At 70.5% G+C, this 16,357-nt stretch carries 13 protein-coding genes; 5 read left to right on the forward strand and 8 right to left on the reverse strand.

Annotation, left to right across the window (positions count from 1 at the left end; genetic code table 11):
- Positions 1 to 54 precede the first annotated feature (54 nt).
- The 4 genes from ACWD3H_RS06900 to ACWD3H_RS06915 form a co-directional block, all read right to left on the reverse strand.
- Positions 55 to 861, reverse strand: coding sequence for a hypothetical protein (locus tag ACWD3H_RS06900; RefSeq protein ID WP_451954334.1), 807 nt, complete (start codon positions 859 to 861; stop codon positions 55 to 57).
- An 83-nt stretch (positions 862 to 944) separates the two neighbouring features.
- The gene (locus ACWD3H_RS06905; RefSeq protein ID WP_030914836.1) at positions 945 to 1,244 is read right to left on the reverse strand and encodes a DUF4193 domain-containing protein; all 300 of its coding nucleotides are present in this window, start codon (positions 1,242 to 1,244) and stop codon (positions 945 to 947) included.
- A gap of 272 nt (positions 1,245 to 1,516) precedes the next feature.
- Positions 1,517 to 2,839, reverse strand: coding sequence for a sensor histidine kinase (locus tag ACWD3H_RS06910; protein WP_355560883.1), 1,323 nt, complete (start codon positions 2,837 to 2,839; stop codon positions 1,517 to 1,519).
- A gap of 80 nt (positions 2,840 to 2,919) precedes the next feature.
- The gene (locus ACWD3H_RS06915; protein ID WP_350917449.1) at positions 2,920 to 3,573 is read right to left on the reverse strand and encodes a response regulator transcription factor; all 654 of its coding nucleotides are present in this window, start codon (positions 3,571 to 3,573) and stop codon (positions 2,920 to 2,922) included.
- A 222-nt stretch (positions 3,574 to 3,795) separates the two neighbouring features.
- On the opposite strand from ACWD3H_RS06915, the gene ACWD3H_RS06920 reads away from it, so the two are divergent.
- On the forward strand, positions 3,796 to 3,960 hold the full coding sequence (locus ACWD3H_RS06920; RefSeq protein WP_169750159.1) for a hypothetical protein: 165 nt from the start codon (positions 3,796 to 3,798) through the stop codon (positions 3,958 to 3,960).
- Between the two features lie 75 nt (positions 3,961 to 4,035).
- On the opposite strand, the gene ACWD3H_RS06925 is transcribed toward ACWD3H_RS06920, so the two are convergent.
- Positions 4,036 to 4,830: an inositol monophosphatase family protein gene (locus ACWD3H_RS06925; protein WP_355560835.1), complete on the reverse strand. Its 795-nt coding sequence runs from the start codon at positions 4,828 to 4,830 to the stop codon at positions 4,036 to 4,038.
- A gap of 102 nt (positions 4,831 to 4,932) precedes the next feature.
- A complete protein-coding gene (locus ACWD3H_RS06930) occupies positions 4,933 to 6,954 on the reverse strand; it encodes a S9 family peptidase (RefSeq protein WP_451954335.1) in 2,022 nt (673 codons plus the stop codon).
- A gap of 93 nt (positions 6,955 to 7,047) precedes the next feature.
- Between ACWD3H_RS06930 and ACWD3H_RS06935 the strand changes: the two genes are divergently transcribed.
- Positions 7,048 to 8,010 carry a ferrochelatase gene (locus ACWD3H_RS06935; RefSeq protein ID WP_451954336.1) on the forward strand — a complete coding sequence of 321 codons (963 nt, stop codon included), beginning with the start codon at positions 7,048 to 7,050 and terminating at the stop codon, positions 8,008 to 8,010.
- Positions 8,011 to 8,023: 13 nt separating this feature from the next.
- Here the strand turns inward: ACWD3H_RS06935 and ACWD3H_RS06940 are convergent, their stop codons facing one another.
- A complete protein-coding gene (locus ACWD3H_RS06940; protein ID WP_451954337.1) occupies positions 8,024 to 9,325 on the reverse strand; it encodes a lytic murein transglycosylase in 1,302 nt (433 codons plus the stop codon).
- A gap of 156 nt (positions 9,326 to 9,481) precedes the next feature.
- Here ACWD3H_RS06940 and ACWD3H_RS06945 point away from each other — a divergent pair, with 156 nt between their 5' ends.
- The 3 genes from ACWD3H_RS06945 to sepH all read left to right on the forward strand — a co-directional run bounded on the left by ACWD3H_RS06945 (position 9,482) and on the right by sepH (position 14,483).
- On the forward strand, positions 9,482 to 10,678 hold the full coding sequence (locus ACWD3H_RS06945) for an MFS transporter (RefSeq protein WP_451954338.1): 1,197 nt from the start codon (positions 9,482 to 9,484) through the stop codon (positions 10,676 to 10,678).
- A 116-nt stretch (positions 10,679 to 10,794) separates the two neighbouring features.
- On the forward strand, positions 10,795 to 12,108 hold the full coding sequence (locus tag ACWD3H_RS06950; protein ID WP_355560848.1) for a D-arabinono-1,4-lactone oxidase: 1,314 nt from the start codon (positions 10,795 to 10,797) through the stop codon (positions 12,106 to 12,108).
- Between the two features lie 569 nt (positions 12,109 to 12,677).
- On the forward strand, positions 12,678 to 14,483 hold the full coding sequence (gene sepH, locus ACWD3H_RS06955) for a septation protein SepH (protein ID WP_451954339.1): 1,806 nt from the start codon (positions 12,678 to 12,680) through the stop codon (positions 14,481 to 14,483).
- A gap of 56 nt (positions 14,484 to 14,539) precedes the next feature.
- Here the strand turns inward: sepH and ACWD3H_RS06960 are convergent, their stop codons facing one another.
- Positions 14,540 to 16,171: a PH domain-containing protein gene (locus tag ACWD3H_RS06960; RefSeq protein WP_355560853.1), complete on the reverse strand. Its 1,632-nt coding sequence runs from the start codon at positions 16,169 to 16,171 to the stop codon at positions 14,540 to 14,542.
- Positions 16,172 to 16,357 lie beyond the last annotated feature (186 nt).

Genomic DNA, 16,357 nt, shown 5'->3' on the forward strand with positions numbered 1-16,357 from the left:
AATTCCTCCAGGTAGTCGGGGGCTTACTGAATTAACTACCCGTTTGAGGAGTTTCTATGGCTTTCCAGGTGGAAGGGCACGATGAACCCTCAGATCACTCCGTACCAGCTCGCCGAGCTTCTTCGTGGCGGCGCGGTTGAGGACCCCTCCCGCCACGGCGCCGGTGAGGAAGGGACCCAAGGTGGTGAGGTGGCGCCCGAGAGTGCGCATCAGCCTGTTGCGCAGGGCGGTCCTGGTCGCGGTGCCGAGCGCGACGGTCATCGTTCCCGGGGACATGGGGTCGACACCGCGCTGTCTGGACCAGGCCGCCGCGAAGGCCATGGCCCGCTGGGAACCGTTGCCGGGCACCTGCATCCCGTACACCTCATGAAGCTCGGCGATGAGCTTGACCTCGATCGCGGCGACGACGAGGGTCTCGGCCACGAGCTGGGCGGGGGCGGAGAGCAGAAGGGGTGGGGCGGCGAACTCGGCCGCGGCGACGGCCCCGCCGATGGCTCCGACCGTCATGGTGGCCTTGGCCGCGGTGCGCACCAGGTCGTCGGCCAGCGCCTCGGCGGTGAGGCCGTGATGGTGCTCGGAGAGGGTGTGCAGGTCCCGGATGGGAATGCGGGGCGCCACGGCCATGAACACGTCGGTCAGCCAGCGGCCCCGGCCCGCCCCCGCCTCCTTGGCCTTCTGCGCCCTCCGGGTCAGTGCTTTCGTGAGGCGGCCGAGCAGCTTTCGCCGCTCGGCCCCATCCATGTCACCCGGCTCCGCGAGCCGGCCGACGATCTCAGCCACTTCCCGATCAGGCGCGCCGTCCGACTCCTCGGCAGTGGAGTCGTCCGGCGCCGCATCGGTCCGCCTGTTCTCTGACGTCATGTCTCGGAACCTCCTCAAGGCTGTTCTGGGCCCCTATCCCATGGCTGGAAGAGCACACCCCGAACAGGCCATCGGAATTATCGTCAAGCCGCGCATTCCCGGCATATCTGCTGACCGTTCTTCTCAACGGCGAGCTGACTGCGGTGGTGCACCAAGAAGCAGCGCGCGCAGGTGAACTCGTCGGCCTGACGAGGAATCACCCGGAGCGAGAGCTCCTCGTTTGACAGGTCCGCGCCCGGCAGTTCGAGCGACTCGGCGAGATCCGTCTCGTCGATGTCGATGCTGCCCGAGGACTTGTCGGTACGGCGGGCCTGCAGTTCCTGAAGACTGTCCTCACTGAGGTCGTCGTCGGTCTTGCGTGGGCTGTCGTAATCGGTAGCCATCGGTCTGCTCCATCCCCCTCATCTATCTGTGTGCGCTCACTCGCGCGTGTGTAACGTTCGAGAGGCACGACTTGTGCCCGATCTGCCGACGAGATTCCTGCTTCGGTACCCTGCCGGAATGGTCACTGAACCTCCCTACACGTGAGGGACGTACTGCCAATGGCCACGGTTAGCCAAATATGGCGTAAACCACAGCATCGGCGGCATGCACCACCGTGTTCGACGGCACATCCAACCACATGTACGGCGTGAACGAGACGCCCCCCGCCGGATCAGCGCGCCTGAAGTCGCACGGTGACCACCAGACCTCCTCCGTCCCTGGGGATGGCGGTCACGTTGCCCCCATGAGCCCGCACCACCGCGCGGACGATGGAAAGCCCGAGCCCCGCACCCTTGTCGGAGTCGACCCGGTCGGCGTTGAGCCGCCGGAACGGCTCGAAAAGACTGTTCACCTCGTACGCGGGGACATGCGGCCCCGTGTTGGCCACCTGAACAACCAGCGCCCCCTCCACCATTCCCGTCCTGACCCACAGGCGTCCGGACTCAGGGAGGTTGTGCTTGATGGCGTTCTCCACCAGGTTGGCCACGCAGCGCTCCAGGAGCACCGGATCACCGACGGTCTCGGCACTGCGGAGCTCGGTGATCACGGTGACCCCGGCCTCCGCGGCCCGCGTGGCGAGCTGGTCGACGGCCGTCTCGGCCACGTCCTTCATGTCCACCGGCTTGCGCACGCTCAGCTCGCGCTCGCTCCGCGCCAGCAGCAGCAGTCCCTCGATCAGGCGTTCGTTGCGGGCGTTGACCTCCAGGAGGGTGCGGCCCAGCGCCTTGAGATCGCCCGACGCCTCCGGGTCGCCCAGCGCGATCTCCAGGACCGTCCGGTTGATCGTCAGCGGGGTGCGGAGCTCGTGCGAGGCGTTGGCCACGAATCTTCGCTGTGTGTCGAAGGCCACATTGAGCCTGGTGAGCATCTCGTCGAAGGTGTCGGCCAGTTCCTTCAGCTCGTCGTCGGGCCCCTTGAGGTCGATCCGCTCGTGGGCGAGCGTGGAGCCCGACAGCTTGCGGGCCGTGGCGGTCATCTGCTGGATCGGCTTGAGCGCCCGGTCGGCGACGATGTAGCCGATGATGACCGCCAGGATGCCGACCCCCAGCAGGGCCAGCAGCGAGCGGGCCAGCAGTTCCTTCTGCGCTCCGGCGATCGCGGCGTGCTGGTACCAGTACCACTGCTGCTCGTACCGGCGCGCCTGGTCGGGGGGCATCACCCCGTTCAGGTCGAGCGGGAACTGCGGCCACACGTCGTTGAGCGCCCAGCCCACCATCAGGTAGATCACGACCATGAGCAGGGCACCCGCGGTGAAGAACAGCGTCGCGTAGGTGATGGTCAGCCGCCACCGGATGCTGACCCGGTCCACGATCGCCTGCAGCCGGCTCAGCAGGGTGTGATCGGTCGGCGCCGCGCCCGCCGGGGGCGGACCGTCCCACGCGGGCGGGCCGGTCGGCGGCGGGGGCTGCTCGCCCGGCTTCCCCTCCTTCTCCGGCGGTCCCGACGCGAGCTGCTCGCTCTTCCAGGCTCCCCGCTCGGAGTGCGGGCTGATCATCGGGTGGGTCGGCACGGACCCCCGGTCCTCGTCCACCGGGACGAACGTCGGACGTTCCTCTCCCCCGCCTGCCGGAGCGTTCACAACCTGTACCCGACCCCTGGCACCGTCTCGATCACCTGAGGCTCGCCCAGCTTCTTTCTCAGCGTCATCATGGTGACGCGCACCACGTTGGTGAACGGGTCGATGTTCTCGTCCCACGCCTTGTCCAGCAGGTCCTCCTGGCTGACGACCGCGCCCTCGGCACGCATCAGCTCCTCCAGGACCGCGAACTCCTTCTTGGTGAGCGCGATCTCCGCGCCGTCCCTGGTCACCAGCCGCTTGCCCGGATCCAGGCGGACCCCCGCCCGCTCCAGCACCGGCGGCAGCGCCGGGGCGGAGCGGCGGCCGAGCGCCCGCACCCGCGCGACGAGCTCGATGAACACGAAGGGCTTGGCCAGGTAGTCGTCGGCGCCCAGCCCCAGCCCCTCCACCTTGTCGTCGACGTCACCCGAGGCGGTCAGCATGAGGATCCGCGACGCGGTACGGGAGGCCACCAGCCGGCGGCAGACCTCGTCACCGTGGACCTTGGGCAGGTCCCGGTCCAGGACGATGACGTCGTAGTCGATGTAGCCCGTCCGCTCCAGCGCGCCGGCGCCGTCGTAGGCCACGTCCACGGCCATCGCCTCGCGCCGGAGCCCGGTCGCGATCGCGTCGGCGAGCACCCGCTCGTCCTCGACCACAAGCACTCGCACGGCTTATGGCACCTCCCGTCACATTCCATGAGCAGCCGCTGGAACAGCCCCTCATTCTCACCCCATCCCCTGTAAGCACACGGTAAGGCCCTCCCAGGGGTAGACACTCCGTGTGATGTCGGAAACACACAGGTTTAGCTACTGGGCCACCGTGGGTACAGCCGGTTCCAGTCTCTATCGCGGTACCTTCCGCCCCCATGCGCCCGTGAGAAAGAAGGTGAGATGGGCGAGTTCACCACCACAATCGAACACCGCCTCGACCAGGCATACAGGAATCTGCAGGAGGCCAGGTCCTCCGGCGATGACTACCTCGCCGACACCTTCACCGCCGAGATCGAGGATCTCCAGCGTCTGGCCACAGACAACGGCGTTCCCATTCAGCGCTGATGGGAGGGAGCCCCCCGGCCATCTTGGCCGGGGGGCTCTTTCGTGCCCGTACCGCGAGGGTCCGGAGTCGAGGCCTCAGGCGTCGCGCTCCGGATCCAGCGGGAGCAGCAGGTCGTGCAGTTCCTCGAACAGGCCGGGCGCCGCGCACAGGACGAGGCCGGGATTGGCCGGCTTGCCGGCCAATCCACCGAGCCTGGCCCCCGCCTCCTGGGCGATGAGGCCGCCGGCCCCGTAGTCCCAGACGTTCGGGCCGCGCTCGTAGTAGCCGTCCACCCGGCCCGCCGCCACCGAGCAGAGGTCCGAGGCCGCCGATCCACCCCTGCGGATGTCACGTACCCGCGGCACCACGTGACGGAGCACCTCCGCCTGCACCTCGCGCCGCCCGCTCTCGTAGCCGAATCCGGTGGCGATCAGTGCCCGTTCCAGCGGCACACCGGTGTTGCAGCGCAGTCGCTCCCCCGCCAGCCACGCGCCCTCGCCCCTGACGGCGGTGAACACCTCTCCGCGGGGCACGACGTTGACCACCCCCGCGATCACCTCGCCGTCCACCTCGACCGCGATGCTGACCGCCCACTCGGGCAGCCCGTACAGGAAGTTGACGGTCCCGTCGATCGGGTCGACGATCCAGCGGACCCTGCCGTCGCCGGTGGAGCCGCCCTCCTCGCCGAGGATCGCGTCGCCGGGCCTGACCGCCCTGATCCTGTTGCGGATCAGTTCCTCCGAGGCCCGGTCGAGGGCTGTCACCACGTCGGTGGGGCTGGATTTGGTGACCAGCACCTCGGGACGGGGTGGACGCTTGGCCAGAAGCATCTCACCGGCCTCCCTGGCTATCTCCTCCGCCAGCCTGCCGAAGGTCACGGCACTGTCCACGATCCCCTCACCACTCCTCACTCGCTTCACCGGGCTCACTAGCCGGCGATCTCCTCCGCCGGCCGGCCGGTCACGGCACCGTCCACGATTCCTCCATCGGGCTCACGACAGCGACTCAGGGCGTTTCCACTCGCGGCCGAGAACATGCTGGTCCAGGAAGGCCAGCACGGTCTCGTACCAGACAACCGCGTTGCCCGGCTTGAGCACCCAGTGGTTCTCGTCGGGAAAGTACAGGAACTTCGACTCCACGTCGGAGCGCTGCAGGTCCCACCAGAGGCGCAGCGCCTCGCCGATGGGGACCCGGTAGTCCTTGTCACCGTGGATGACCAGCATCGGGGTGGAGATGTTCCCCAGCGACCGGTGCGGAGAGAGCTTCGCGTACAGCCCGGTGCCCGGGGCTCCGAACTCGCGCTGCCAGTACATCGATGCGTCGGTGGTGCCGGCGAACTGGTCGAGGTTCCAGAGCGAGGCGTGGGTGACGATCGCACTGAACCTGTCGGTGTGCCCGGCGACCCAGTTGGCCATGTAGCCGCCGAACGAGCCGCCCATGGCGGCGGTCCTGGTGGCGTCGACCTCGGGCAGCTCCAACGCGGCGTCGGTGATCGCCATCAGGTCGGCGTGGGTGCGCGGGCCCCAGTTGGCCCAGCCGCGCCGGATCATCTCCGGCCCGTACCCCGTGGACATGCACGGGTCGGGAAGCAGCACGGCGTAACCGTTCTGGGCCATGATCCACGGGTTCCAGCGCCAGGACCAGTCGTTCCAGCTGCCCAGCGGGCCGCCGTGGATCCACAGCAGGATCGGCGCGGGGTTCTTCGCCGAGGCTCCCTCGGGCAGCGCCAGCCAGGCCCTGATCTCCGCGCCGTCGTCGGCGGTCGCGGTCACCTCGGTGAGCCTGCCGGGCAGCACCAGCTCGGGGGCGGGGGAGGGCAGCCTTTCGACGGTGCCGTCCGCGGCCACCCTGACCGGGGCCGCGGGCGCGTCCACCGCGCCGCGCAGTGCGTAGACGGTGCCGTCGGGCGCGACGTTGAGCGAGGCGTACGCGGCGTCGTCACCGGTGAGCCGCTCCGGCGCGGAACCGTCGGCCGGGACCAGGAAGATCGGGCGGCGGCCGTGATGGTCGGCGGCCATGAACAGCGAGCGGGAGTCGGGCGCCCAGACGATGTCGGACGGCCAGAGCTCCCCGCCCGCGGGGTGGCCCTCACCGGTGACCAGATCGACGATCCACAGGGTGCTCTCGGGGATGTGGTCGATGTCGGCGTGGTTGCTCCGGACGCACGCGACCAGGCGTCCGTCGGGAGAGATTCTGATCGGCCCTTCGAAGTCGTGGCCGTCATCGGCGGCGAGGACCCGCCGGGCACCGCCGTTGGCCGCCTCGATGGCGACCAGCTCGAAACGGAGCTCGCCGTGCGGCATCGAGACACCCCAGGTGGCCACGACCGTGGAACCGTCCGGCGTCACGTCGTAGGCGCTGTGGCTCGCCAAGGCCTTGCCCGGCTGGGGGGTGAGATCCCTGACCTCGGTCAGCCGTTCCTCCTCGCCCAGCGTGCCCGCGAACAGCCGGGGCTCGCCGGGCCCGAGGTCGTGATCCCAGTAACGCACCGGGTAGCTCTCGTGCAGGATCGCACTGATCCCCGCCTCCTTGCGTGTCTTGCGCCGCTCGGCCTCCCCCGCCTCGTCGCCCGGGAGCACGTCGGAGCAGAAGACCACGGTCTGCCCGCCGATCGCGAACCCGGCGACACCCCCCGGTCTGGATGCGATCTGCCGGGCCTCTCCTCCCGCCGCGGGCAGCAGCCAGAGCGCCGGAACCTCCTCGTCGGCGTCCTTGACCGTCGGGTCGGGCCGGCGCGAGCCGAAGAGCAGATCACCACGCTGGGTGAACTCGGCCCCGGCCTCGCCCTTGACCGATCTGGTCAGCCGGTGCGGCCGTCGGCCGTCGAGCGGGATCTCCCAAAGGGAGGTTCCGTAGGATCTGCCGTCGGGGTTGAGCGCCTGCACCACGCTGACCAGGCGCGTTCCATCGGGGGATAGCCGCAGGGATGCCACCCGCGGCACGCCGACATAATCGCGGATGTCGTTAAATGGGGTCACAGTTTCGAACCTACCCCGGCTACCGTCTTCGGACATGCCCCCAAACACGCATCCACAAATGTTGTTGATGACGAACTACGCATGGTGACCATGCGAGAGAACGCCCCGGCATGCGGTTTGATGAAGGCCATGGGGAATTACGACGCACTCCTCGTCGTCTCGTTCGGGGGTCCCGAGAAGCCTGACGACGTGATGCCTTTCCTGGAGAACGTGGTGCGGGGCCGCGAGATCCCGCGCGAGCGGCTGCTGGAGGTCGAGGCGCACTACCAGCGCTTCGGCGGGGCCAGCCCGATCAACCAGCAGTGCCGCGACCTGATCGCGGCCGTGGCACCGACCATCGATCTTCCGATCTACTGGGGCAACCGCAACTGGCATCCCTATCTGGAGGACACGCTCCGCGAGATGGCGGCCGACGGCGTGCGCAGGGCGGCGGCCTTCGTCACCTCGGCCTACAGCTCGTACTCCGGCTGCCGGCAGTACATCGACGACATCGCGCTGGCCAGGGCCGCGGTCGAGGGTGCCCCCGAGGTGGTCAAGCTCCGGCACTACTTCGACCACCCGGGCTTCATCGCGGCGATGGCCGACCACACCCGCGAGGCGCTGGACCGGCTGCCCGACGGGCTCGGTGACTCCGCCCGGCTGATCTTCACGGCGCACAGCATTCCGGTCTCGATGGCCGAGACGGCCGGCGAGAGCGGCGGGGCGTACGAGGCTCAGCTGCGCCGCGCGGCCACGCTGGTCACCGCGGAGCTGGGTGGCGACAGGGCGTGGGACCTGGTCTGGCAGAGCCGGAGCGGCGCCCCTCACATTCCGTGGCTGGAGCCCGACGTCTGCGACCATCTGCTGGGGGTCGACGCCCGGGCGGTGGTGCTGGTGCCGATCGGTTTCGTCTCCGACCACATGGAGGTCGTCTACGACCTCGACGTGGAGGCCGCGGAGACGGCGAGAAAGATCGGCCTGCCGCTGGTCAGGGCGGCCACGGCCGGTACCCACCCCCGGTTCGTCTCGATGGTCTCGGAGTTGCTCGCCGAGCCCGAGCCCGTCGCGTGCTCGGCCACCTGCTGCCCGGCGCCGCCGCGCCGCCGCGGGTAGGGCGCCGGGTGCCTCAGGGGTAGGCGGCGGCATAGCCGCGGGAGATGGCCAGGACCTTGGAAACGTACGACCAGGAGTGGTTGTAGAACCAGATGGCCTTCTCCAGCTTCTTGCCGCCCTGGGCCGCTCCGTTGGCGCACAGGTAGTTGGCCGCCGAGGGGACCGCGTCGTAGGGGCTCCAGATGTCGGCGACGCCGTCGCCGTCGCCGTCCACGCCGTAGGCCTTCCAGGTGGCGGGCATGAACTGCATCGGTCCCTGCGCGCCCGCGGAGGAGGGGCCGTTGTTGCGCCCGTGGGAGCTCTCCACCTGGCCGATCGCGGCCAGCACCGTCCAGGAGAGCCCCGGGCAGACCGCGGCCGAGGCGCGATAGAGCTCCAGGTAACTGCCGGGTCTGCCGACCGTCACCCGGGCCGCCTTCGCGGGCTTGCCGGTGCCGGTCTTCGCCGGGGCCGCCTTGTCCGTGGTGGTCTTGTCCGTGCCGGATCCACCGACGGCGACCACCTGGGAGCCTGAGCCGAGCAGCCTGCCCACCCGGGCCTTGAGAACGGCGGTGGCCTTCTCGGGCCCGTGCACGAGCAGCGCCACCCCCGGCGGCAGGCCCAGCCTGCGGCCGGTCTCCTCCCCCACGATGCCGTCCACGCCCGGCAGGCCGAAGGTGGCCGAGGCCGCGGCCCGTAGCCGGGGACCGTCGTCCACCTGGTACTCCGCACCGAGGACCAGTCCCAGGCGGCGCGCCGCCGAGCTGTCCGCGACGAACTCGCCCCTGGCCAGGGCGCTCCACACCCCCTGCTGGTCGGCGACGGCCCTGGGGACCCACGCCCGGAAACGGGCGGGATCGACCGCGAGGAGGTTGAGTCCGACCCCGGACACCTTGACCGCCCCGCCGTCGAAGGAGTCGATCTTCTGGACGTACTTGAGCCGGGAGATGTCCTCCTTGGTCTGCTCGGTCAGCGTCGACGGGGATATGACCAGCAGCCGGGGCGGGGTGGAGGTGAGCCCTGGGCCGTCCGCCCCTTGGGGGCCGGGGGCCGCGGACGGCTGCGAGGCCGGGGTCTCCGGGGCGGTCTCCGCACCCGCGGGATTGCCCGGGCCGGGGCTCTCGCGGTCCGCGCCTGCCGGATCCGGGCTTTCGGGGTTCTCCGGGTCTGCCGTGGTCGGCGGGGCCGTCGGCTGGCTGACCACCGGCGCGATCGCCGCCAGGTCCCGGATGCGGGACTCCATGACGGTGTTCCCGTCCGGGGCCGCGGGACGGCCGCCGGTGATCATCGCGAGCGCGACGCCACCGAGAGCGACAAGTACGGCCAGAGCAACCATCACTGGGACGAATGCCCTCAACCCGGGAAGACGTGACACCGCGCTCACGTTAGCCTCAACGGACCCCGCCGGGAGCCGTTGCCTGGAAAATCACTTGCCGAGAAGCGATCCGGTGCGGAATCGTCGGCATGTTCCACCCACATAGAGCATCAGGGAGTGTCAGTGGTCGGGCCGTACCGAGGGCTCTTCAGCACTCCCGGCGTCAAGGGTTTCGTCATCGCGGGATTCTTCGGGCGGATGCCCATGTCGATGCTCGGCATCGGCGTCGTGCTGCTCATCGAGGCGCTCACCGACTCCTACGCGACGGCGGGAGCGGTCGCGGCCACCGTCAGCGTCTCCTTCGCCGTCGCGGCTCCCCTGTCGGGACGCCTGGTGGACAGGTTCGGCCAGGCCAGGATAGTCATCCCGCTCACGCTGGCGCACGGCGCCACGCTGACCGGCCTGATGCTCTGCGCCGAGTTCGGCGCCCCCCGGTGGACGCTCTTCGCCACCGGGGTCGCGGTCGGCGCGACCGCGCTCTCGCTCGGCTCGCTCGTGCGCGCCCGCTGGTCGCACCTGCTGGGCGGGACGGCGAGGCTGCACACGGCGTTCTCCTTCGAGTCGGTCGCCGACGAGGTCATCTTCGTCGCGGGCCCGGCGCTGGTCACCGCCCTGGCCACCATGATCAACCCGTACGCGGGCCTGATCGTGGCCCTGACCTGCACGATCGTGGGAACCATCGCCTTCGGGCTGCAGCGTGGCACGGAGCCACCAGTCCGTCCCAGGGAGGAGCGCTCGGGCACCCCGATCACCATCCCCGGCGTCGCCCTGATGTCATGCGCCTTCCTGGCGATGGGGGCGGTGTTCGGCTCGGTCGACCTGGTCACGGTGGCGTTCGCCGAGGAACAGGGCGTCAAACCCGCCGCCGGACTGCTGCTCGCCTCGTTCGCCGGCGGGAGCCTGGTCTCCGGGCTCTGGTACGGCGCGCGGCAGTGGACCGTCTCGCTGCGCGGCAGGTTCATCGGCTCGCTGGCGGTGTTCGCCGTGGGCCTGACCCCGATCACGCTCATCGGCGATGTCAGGGTCATGGCGGGCGCGCTCTTCCTGGCCGGGCTGGCCATCTCCCCGACCGTCATCACCGGCTACAGCCTGACCGAGCAGCTGGTCCCCGCCCATCTGCTCACCGAGGGCATGGCCTGGATCTCGACCTCGGTCGGGTTCGGCGTGGCGATCGGCGCGTGGGCGGGCGGCAGACTCACCGACGCGTTCGGCGCCTCCAACGCCTACGGATTCTCCTTCGCCTGCGCCCTGCTGGCCGTGGCGATCGGCGTCGGCGGCTCCGCCTGGCTGCGAACCCCTGTCGCCCAGCAGTAATCATGAGTATTGTTCATATTCGCTGGCGGAGCGAGTGACGAACCGGCGGTAACCCGTGTCCCAGGGGCGTCGACGCCCACGACAGGCCGGGTGACGCCCGCAGGGCAGGAGTGAACATGGGCGAGACCTTCCGCAACTGGGCAGGGAACCAATCCGCCACCCCCACGGAGGTCCGTACGCCGTCCTGTGCCGAAGAGGTCTCGCGGGCGGTGCGCGACGCCGTCGCCTCGGGACGCCGGGTGCGGATGACCGGCACCGGGCACTCGTTCACCTCGGTCGCCCTGACCGACGGCATCCTGCTGCGGCCGGACGCGCTGACCGGGATCCGCGAGGTGGGAGACGGCTGGGTGACGGCCGAGGCGGGGACGACGATCGGCGTGCTCAACGGGGAGCTGCACCAAAGGGGTCTGGCCCTGGCCAACATGGGCGACATCGACGCCCAGACCCTGGCCGGGGCCATCCAGACCGGCACCCACGGCACCGGCAGGGACATCGGCGGACTGGCCGACCAGGTGCTGGCCCTGGAGATGGTGCTCGCCGACGGCGAGATCGTCACAGTCCGCGGCGACGGCGAGGGGAAGATCCGCGGGGTGGCCGAGCAGGACCTGTTCGACGCGGCCAGGGTGGGCCTGGGCGCACTCGGCGTGGTGACCGCGGTGACCTTCCGGGTGGAGCCCTCCTTCCTGCTGCGCAGCGTCCGGGAGCCGATGGCGCTGTCCTCGATCCTGGACTCCCTCGACTCCCTGGTCACCGGCAACGAGCACCTCGACTTCTTCTGGATGCCGCACACGGACACCTGCCTGACCAAGCGCAACAACCGCAGCCCCGGCCCGGCCCGGCCGCCGAGCGCGCTGAGGTACTGGCTCGACAACCACTTCATGGAGAACACCCTGTTCGGCGCGGTGTGCGGCATCGGTGGCCGCTACCCGGGCGCCATCCCCCGGCTCAACGCGCTCTCGGCCGCGACGCTGTCGGCCTCGACCCACACCGACGCCTCGCATCGGATCTTCACGAGCGTGCGCCAGGTACGCTTCCTGGAGATGGAGTACGCCATCGCGCGCGAGCACCTCGGTCAGGCCCTGCGCGAGGTCCGCGACCTGCTGGAGGTCAGGGACTGGAAGATCAGTTTCCCGATCGAGGTGCGAGTCACCCCCGCCTCGGACGCCTGGCTGTCCACCGCCTACGGCAGGGACTCGGCCTACATCGCCTGCCACGTCTACCGGCCGACCCCGAACCCCGCCTACTTCGAGGGCGTTGAGGAGATCATGACGAGGCTCGGCGGCCGCCCGCACTGGGGCAAGCTGCACACCCGCGACGCGGCCTACCTGACGACGGTCTATCCCCGGTTCGCCGACTTCCTGATGGTACGGGACGCCCTCGACCCCGGACGCGCGTTCGCCAACGAGTATCTCGACACCGTCCTGGGCTGAGGGGCCGCCGGAGCGGTCCCGTTCCCCCGATTCGGCCGCTTCTCACAAGCTTTCGGTAAAGGGTGACGCAAAGGCTCGCTCGAAGAGTGACGCGTCCGCGTGTCCCGTCGTTCCCCCGGCACGTGCGACGGGCAGATTCGCAGACGCCCGCGCCGCTCGACCCCGAGGGAGTCCGCTGGAGATGACCTTCTCCCGCCGTCCATGCCAGCCGCCGCCGCGATCCGTCGTCACGGACCGCGACGACCGGCCCCCGAACAACGCCGCGATCGCGACATACCCTCCCCGGACCGGCGGACCGGCCTCACCGCCATCTCCCGGTTCTTGGTGGAAGTCCGCAGCGGTTCACGGGGTTATCCATGAGAATCCCTTGAGGACCCCGAAGTTGCTGCTCCAGACCGGTGCCCTGTAATTAGATGAATGGAGCAAATGTGACCGGCGTCACATCGCTGCGAGCCCCATCCAGGAAGGCGATGTTCGGACATGCCGGGTACGGTGCTGGCAGGCAACCGGCACACGCGAGAGACTCAAGGGTCCGGGGGAAGATTGAGCACGACGACGAAGGGACTCGCATGCAGGAGCTCCGACTCGTCGCGGTGAGTGAGGACGGGACCTATCTCGTGCTGGCGACAGCCGGCCGGGGTACCCGGTTCACGCTGCCCGTCGACGACCGGCTCCGTGCTGCCGTCCGCGGCAACTTCTCCCGTCTCGGCCAGTACGAGATCGAAGTGGAGAGTCCGTTGCGCCCCAAGGAGATCCAGGCCCGGATCCGTGCCGGCGAGACCGCGGAGGAGATCGCCAATACGGCGGGCATCCCGGTCGAGCGCGTGCGGTGGTTCGAGGGCCCCGTGCTCCAGGAACGTGAGTACATGGCACAGCAGGCGCAGCGCTGCGCCGTACGCCTGCCCGGCGACTCCGCTCCCGGTCCCACCCTCGGCGATCTGGTCGCCGAGCGGCTGACCCGCCGCGGCGTCCCCGCCGACGAGATCGAGTGGGACTCCGCCAAGCGGGACGACAACATGTGGCGCATCAAGCTCGGGTTCGTGTGGAACGGTCACACGCGCAACGCCGAGTGGCTCTTCGACCCGCGCCGGCGCCACATCACGCCCCACGACGACGAGGCCCTGCGCCTGTCCAGCGGAGAGGACGTCAAGCCGGTCGAGGACACCACGGTCACGCCGTTCGTGCCGCGGGTGGCCAAGCTCGCTCCGGTGCCGCCGCTGGCTCCCGAACCGCCGAACCAGCAGCCGGTCGCCTTCCCCTCGGTCCTGCGGCACGAGTCCGTGGCACAGCCCCGGCCCGCCTACGCCCAGACCGAACCTCCGGCCGCCTACCAGCAGCCGCCCATGCCTCCACTCCCCCCCGGATACGAGGCCCCGCGGGTGTCCGTGCCGCCGCTGCGCGCTCCCGACCCGGCCGGATACCAGTCCGACCGAGCATCGGAGCCCGCCGTTCCCGCGGCCGAGGGCTCCGATCCCGCCGCGCGGGTCAGGCCTCCGGAGCCGGTGCTACCGAAGCCGGTGCTGCCGGACCCGGTCACCGCGTACGAGCCGGTCTCACCGGCGGTGTACGAGCCCGCCGCGCCGGAGCCCGCCGCGTACGAGCCGCCGCCCGCCCCGGAGCCGGAGCCCGCGGCACCCACCGCGCCACAGCCCGTTGCCGCTGTCCAGCCCCCTGTGACGGCTGCTGTGACGACAGCTGTGACGACGGCCGAGCCGGCTCCGGTCGGGCCGCTCTCGGTCGGCGCGCCGGAGCCGGTGCCCGCCACGGCGCGGGAATCGGTCACCGGACCCGACCTGCCCGAGCAGGCTCTGGCGCACGTGCCGGCCGCTCCCCCCGAGCCGGCGGTCACCGTACCTGAGGTCACGGCCGAGCCCGTGGTCGCGAAGGCTCCGGAGGCCGCGAAGGCTCCGGAGGTCACGGAGGCTCCCCAGGCCGCCGAGGTTCCGGCCCCCCTCTCGCCCACCGCCGCGACCCCGCCGAAGCCTGTCGCCGTCCCGCCCGAGCCCGCCGAGCAGCGGTCCACGGCGGGCGAGAAGGCGGCGGGGCAGCAGGTCTCCACGAAGGCGGAGAACGCCACCGTGGCGAAGGAGACCCCCGCATCGGAGACCGAACCGGCCCAGGATGGTTCGATAGCTGTACCGGCGGCGCGCGTCAGCGTGGACGAGCGGGCCAAGGCCGAGCCGGGCAGGCAAGAGACACAGGGGGACACGGGGGCAATGCAGGAGACCAAGGTCGACAAGCCCGCGGCGGAGAAGCCCGCGGAGCCGCCGAAGCCGGCACCGGCTCCGGCGCGACCTGCCAAGAAGTCCCGGGGGCGGCGGGCGTCCGTGCCCACCTGGGACGAGATCATGTTCGGCGCCCGCCGCCAGGACTGACCGCACCGCGTCAGGCGGGGGGTGACCGGAACATCGGCCCCCCGCCTCACCGTGTGTCAGCCGTTCCCCGGCTCCCCGGACGAGGATGACCTGTCCCGCGTGGGCGGTTCGCCGGGTGCCGCCGATCCGAGGGGCGAGGACGCTGCGGGAAGCGGATCTCCGCGGCCCAGGTCCTCGGAAACGAGGAACGGGGCCAGCCAGGCCGGGGTGACCTCGGCGGCGAAGGCCGGCCCCTCGGCCTCACCGACGTCGAGGGCGGCATAGCCACCGGTACCCGCACCCACGCCCGCGGTCACGGTCAGCAGACCGGCGCGGCGCTGGAACCAGGTCTGGCTCAGAGTCCAGCCGACGACCGCCCGCTTCTCCACCACCGCCTGTGAGCGGCGTAGCGACCCCGAGCGGACCGACAGGCGGCTCCCGTCGTAGGTGTGGCCGAGGGACCGGTAGCGGTCTAGGCCGAGCGGGATGCCCAGCAGCGCGAGGATCAGGGCGGGCACCGCGAGCGCCCACCAGAGCCCGGACCAGAGCAGGGCCGCCGCCGTCGCGCAGGCGGCGACGACCAGCCACGGGAAGATCGCCCGAAACAGCCGGCGCCTGCGCGCCGCCGGCGGGTGGGACCGCAGCCCGGTGGTGATCGGGCCGATCGCCTCACCCACCACCCCGAGCACGGTCTCCCTCGGGGCGACGGGAAGCAACTGGCCCCGGGTCTCCGAGTCGCCGAGACCGGTCACGATCGCCCACGCGCGGCCGAACCCCGCCCAGCGCTCGGCCGGCCCTTCCACGAACTCGAACCCTCGCACCCTGCGCCGCTCCAGGGACACGCTCCGGCGCGTGACCAGACCGCGCCCGGCGATCAGGTATCCCTCGCCGGCGCGGAGGGTGAAATCCCAGTTGAACACCGCGTACATGATCACACCGACCACCGGCATGGCCAGGAGCAGCAGCACCAGGGCCGCGGCGAGCAGGGGCGGATGCTCCCAGAGCCACTCCCCCGCGCCCATCACGACCCGCCTGTCGATTTTGAACTCGCCGCCCCACTGGAACGCCAGGCCCACGGCACCGGCGACCAGCGCGAACGGGGTCAGCAGATAGGAACCGGAGAGCGGGCCGTAGACGAGCCACTTTCGCGGCAGCACGAAGAACACCCGCTCGGGGGTCGCGTCACCCACCTCGTGACGGACGACGGCGGGGGTCGCCGGCTCCGTCACGCTCGCGGCCGTGAGCTCACCGGAGCCGGACGCCGAGGCCGTCTCGCGCGCCTGGGCACGTCTCGCCATGCGGGCGCGTGCGTGCCAGAGCAGCACCGCCTTGAGCCGCTCCCCCTCCTCCACGGTGACCCCGTCGAGCTCGCCCTCCTGCTTGTCGTCGCCGCCGGCGCCGGTGTCGATCCGCAGGACGGCTATGCCGAGCAGACGGTGCAGCGGCGGGGCACTGACGTCGACGCCGCGGATCCGCTCCAGCGGGATCGTCCGCACCGACCTGCTGATCAGCGACCGGGTGAGTTCCAGCCGGTCACCGGCGACCCGGTAGGTGAAGGTGACCCAGCGCACGGCCGAGAACGCGACGGAGCCGACGACGCCCAGCGCCGCCCACACGAACGATCCCGGTGAGAACCCGCCGAGGAACAGGACACCGGCCAGCGGCAGGAAGAGCGAGGGCAGCATCCGGATCGGATCGGTCAGCAACACCTTCGGGCTGAGCCGCAGCGACGGCCCCGTCCGGTCGGCCGGGAGAGCGGGATCAGGATGCCGGACGGATCCGGGAGACCCGAGACCAGGCACCGAGGATTCGACGCCCTCCCCCGTCCCGTCGACCGAACGAGCAGGGTCAGGATCGGGATTCGGGACGGACCCGAAACCAGGCCCCGAGGATTC

This window comes from Streptosporangium sp. NPDC002607 (genome assembly GCF_053592655.1).

Coding starts and splice junctions, on each gene's coding strand:
- sepH (WP_451954339.1), top strand. CDS start 12,678: ATGCAGGAGCTCCGACTCGTCGCGGTGAGTGAGGACGGGACCTATCTC.
- ACWD3H_RS06930 (WP_451954335.1), bottom strand. CDS start 6,954: ATGTCCGAAGACGGTAGCCGGGGTAGGTTCGAAACTGTGACCCCATTT.
- ACWD3H_RS06900 (WP_451954334.1), bottom strand. CDS start 861: ATGACGTCAGAGAACAGGCGGACCGATGCGGCGCCGGACGACTCCACT.
- ACWD3H_RS06920 (WP_169750159.1), top strand. CDS start 3,796: ATGGGCGAGTTCACCACCACAATCGAACACCGCCTCGACCAGGCATAC.
- ACWD3H_RS06940 (WP_451954337.1), bottom strand. CDS start 9,325: ATGGTTGCTCTGGCCGTACTTGTCGCTCTCGGTGGCGTCGCGCTCGCG.
- ACWD3H_RS06905 (WP_030914836.1), bottom strand. CDS start 1,244: ATGGCTACCGATTACGACAGCCCACGCAAGACCGACGACGACCTCAGT.
- ACWD3H_RS06950 (WP_355560848.1), top strand. CDS start 10,795: ATGGGCGAGACCTTCCGCAACTGGGCAGGGAACCAATCCGCCACCCCC.
- ACWD3H_RS06935 (WP_451954336.1), top strand. CDS start 7,048: ATGGGGAATTACGACGCACTCCTCGTCGTCTCGTTCGGGGGTCCCGAG.
- ACWD3H_RS06910 (WP_355560883.1), bottom strand. CDS start 2,839: ATGATCAGCCCGCACTCCGAGCGGGGAGCCTGGAAGAGCGAGCAGCTC.